Genomic DNA, 3,501 nt, shown 5'->3' with positions numbered 1-3,501 from the left:
GTGCGGCGGGGGCGAACTCGCCCAACGCCTTGCTGCGGGGCATGCCGATGGGGGGCATGGGCCGCCGCGGCGCGACCGCGGGCTATGTCAACAAGTACGGGTTCCGCTACAGCGTCCTGACCCGCCCACCCTCGGCCGGATAACGGGACGGCGCCGATGCATCTCAACTACCCACCAACCACGCCGACACGAAGGAAACCGAGATAGATGTCATTCGTCACAACGCAGCCAGAGGCGCTGTCCGCGGCGGCAGGCAATCTGCAAACCATCGGCTCGACGCTGAGCGCACAGAACGCCGCGGCCGCGGCCCCGACGACCGGAGTGGTACCGGCGGCCGCCGATGAGGTGTCGGCGCTCACGGCGGCGCAATTCGCCGCGCACGCGCAGCTGTACCAGGCCGTGAGCGCCCAAGCGGCGGCCGTCCACGAATTGTTTGTCAACACCCTGAGCACCAGCTCCGGGTCGTACGCGCTGACTGAGGCGGCCAACGCGGCCGCGACGGGTTAAGGAGTCAATCGTGTTGGATTACGGATCACTGCCCCCTGAGGTCAACTCGGCGCGGATCTACTCGGGTCCGGGTTCGGGCTCGTTCATGACCGCCGCGTCGTCGTGGAATGCGTTGGCCGCGGAGCTGAACTCGGCCGCGCTGAACTACGAGAACGTGATCACGGCGCTGAGCAGCGAGGAGTGGCTCGGCACGGCGTCGGCCACGATGGCACAGGCGGCGCAGCCGTATGTGACGTGGTTGACCACGACGGCCGCGCAGGCCGAGGAGGCGGCCACCCAGGCCCAGGCCGCCGCGGCGGCGTACGAGACCGCGCTGGCCGCGTCGGTGCCGCCGCCGCTAATCGCGGCGAACCGCGCCGCCGTCCAGCAGTTGCGCGCCACCAACGTGCTGGGGCAGAACACCCCGCTGATCGCGCAGCTGGAGACGCAGTACGGCGAGTTCTGGGCCCAGGATGCTGGGGCGATGTACTCCTATGCCGGTCAGTCGGCGACGGCGTCGAAGGTGAGTACCTTCCAGAACGCCCCGGAGGTGGTCAACCCGTCGGGTCAGGCCAACCAGGCCGCCGCGACCACCAACGCGACGGCCAACTCCACGGCGACCAGCACGACCAAGACCCTGCAGGCGCTGGCGCAGCCGGCGGCCACCACGGGGACGACCACGACGCAGGCCGCGGCGGCCGCGACGCAGACCGACCCGCTGTCGGAACTGTGGTTCCTGCTGACCGGTCAGACCAGCCTGCCGACCAGCCTCGGCTCTGCGGTCAACGGCTACAGCCCCTTCGCGAGCTTGTTCTACAACACCGAGGGTCTGCCGTACTTCAGTGTCGGTATGGGCAACTTCGGCGTGCAGATGGCCAAGTCGCTGGGCGCGCTCGGCGGTGCGGCCCCTGCGGCGGCCAAGGCGCTGCCCGGCCTTGGTGGCCTGGGCGGGATGCTCGGTGGCGGCGCGGCCGCGGCGCACCCGGTGGCCGCGATCGGTGGCGCGGCTTCGCTGGGTGGCAAGCTGTCGGTGCCGGTGGCCTGGACCGGGGGCCCGTCGGTGGCGCCGATGGTGGGGCACGCGATCCCGGTCAGCAGCATCAGCGCGGCGCCGGAGGCCGCGGGTGCGGGCAACCTGCTCGGGGGCATGCCGCTGGCCGGTGTCGGCGCCGGCGGCCACGGCGCGGCCGGACCCAAATACGGATTCCGCCCCACCGTCATGGCCCGCCCACCCTTCGCCGGGTAGGCCCTCGGGCGCTTTTACCTCGCTGCTCACTGGTCACCGGCCCCACTGCGGGTCGGTGACCAGTGGCGTGCCGACCCCGACATTTGGCGCCGGGAGTCGTCGAATTTCGCCCGGCTACTTCAGCAGGCCCGGCGACGCTGCACGCGCATTGCCGCACCGAAAAACCCGAATTCGCCGCCCTAAAATTGTCGTGCAATTAAATGGTTCTCGCGTGTGCGGAAATTGGTCTTAAGAAACCTTTCCGTCACCCGCCGACCCCTTTCCGGCATTAGTCGCCGGTCGGCCACCGGTGGCTCGCAAAGCGCTCTTTCGGCGGCCGGCCGGCAGCGCGCAGCGCTACGGCACGGGCGCTTCCGGGCTCTACCGCAAACACGCGTCAGCGGCCGGTTCCGACCAGCAGCACCGCGGGTTTAACTGCTGCCGGATTTTTATCCTGCGCAGCGCTTTTCACCGCCGTTGGCGCCGCGGAGGGAAGGCTAGCAGACCGTCATCGCCGCCGCCGGCGCCCCGCGCCGATCCGGTGTTCCCGCAGGTCACGGCGGTGACCGGGCTACGCCTGCGCCGGGATCGCGGCGGAGCGCTTCGGGCGCGTCGCCGAGGGTGAGGACGGCGGCCGCCGGCGGGTGGCTCTCTCGGGTGGCGGCGACGCACATCGCGACGCTCTAGCGTTCGCAAACGAGCAAATGCTCGAGAGGCCACAGCCTGAATCGCTTGCGAGGGAAACAGATGTCGTTCGAGCCGGGGGGTTCGTGAGTGCTTGACTTCGGGGTGTTGCCACCGGAGATCAACTCTGGGCGCATCTATGCAGGTCCGGGGTCGGGGCCGATCATGGCCGCCGCCGCGGCCTGGGATGCGCTGGGGGCGGAGCTGACCACCGCCGCCAGCGGCTATTCGTCGGTGATCGCGGAGCTGACCAACGGCAATTGGGTGGGGCCCGCGGCGTCGACGATGGTGTCGGCGGTGACGCCCTACGTGTCGTGGCTCACCGCCTTGGCGGCGCAGGCCGAGGAGACCGCCGGGCAGGCGCGGGCCGCCGCGGCCGCCTTCGAGACCGCCTTCGCCCTGACGGTGCCGCCGCCGGTGATCGCGGCGAATCGGGTGCTGTTGGCGACGCTGATCGCGACCAACTTCCTGGGGCAGAACACCCCGGCGATCGCGGCCACGGAGGCGCAGTACGCCGAGATGTGGGCCCAGGACGCCGGGGCCATGTACGGCTATGCCGGGTCGTCGTTGGCGGCCTCGGAGCTGTCGCCGTTCACCGCGCCGCCGAACACGACGTCGCCGGACGCGGTCGCCGACCAGGCGTTGGCCGTGAGCAACGCCCAGGCGCAGCCGGCCACCAGCACCGCGCAGAGCGTGGCCAACGCCACCACCCAGGCCGGTACACAGCTGGCGACTGCCGCGGCTCCGGTGCAACAGGCCGCGGCGGCGACCGATACGCCAGGGCCGTTCACCTGGTTGGAGAACCTGATCAACGACTTCCTGACGCAGGGCTTGCCGACGCCGACCAACAACTACGCCGGGCTGAGCTCAAGCCTCTACACGGTGTTCTTGAAGCAGACCACGGGTCTGGCGTACTTCTCGAACGGCATGGCCAACTTCGGCATGTCGATGGCGCAGCAGCTGACGTTCGGTCCCGGTGGTGACACGGCGGGTGCTGGTGGCGCGTGGTTCCCGACGCCGCAGTTCGCCTCTTTGGGGTTGGGCAACTTGGGTGGCGTGGGTCATGTCGGCGGGGGTGCGGCGGCGGCGGCTGGTCAGGCGGCCCG

The 3,501-nt window shown here is 70.2% G+C and carries 3 protein-coding genes and 1 pseudogene; all 4 read left to right on the top strand.

Translation table 11 applies throughout. The annotated features are described in order from the left end of the window. Window positions 1-143: pseudogene (locus A5714_RS27450) on the top strand (hypothetical protein); the annotation flags it as partial. Window positions 144-207: 64 nt separating this feature from the next. Continuing rightward, entirely contained in the window at window positions 208-507 is a 300-nt protein-coding gene (locus A5714_RS15625) for a PE family protein (RefSeq protein WP_068068106.1), read from the top strand. Between the two features lie 7 nt (window positions 508-514). Beyond that, complete coding sequence (locus A5714_RS15620; RefSeq protein WP_068286464.1) at window positions 515-1,732, top strand: PPE family protein; 1,218 nt, start codon at window positions 515-517, stop codon at window positions 1,730-1,732. A 753-nt stretch (window positions 1,733-2,485) separates the two neighbouring features. Beyond that, window positions 2,486-3,501, top strand: a 1,016-nt coding sequence (locus A5714_RS15615) for a PPE family protein (protein ID WP_068286470.1), incomplete at its 3' end; no start/stop codon positions are given.

The sequence above is a fragment of the Mycobacterium sp. E2462 genome (assembly GCF_001672685.1).
In the GTDB taxonomy this organism is placed as follows: domain Bacteria; phylum Actinomycetota; class Actinomycetes; order Mycobacteriales; family Mycobacteriaceae; genus Mycobacterium.
The sequence above is the reverse complement of the archived record's forward strand: the minus strand, read 5'-3'. Positions and strand labels throughout refer to the sequence as shown.

Bases quoted from the DNA above. Each gene is read 5' to 3' on its own strand.
- A5714_RS15625 (WP_068068106.1), top strand. From the start codon at position 208: ATGTCATTCGTCACAACGCAGCCAGAGGCGCTGTCCGCGGCGGCAGGC.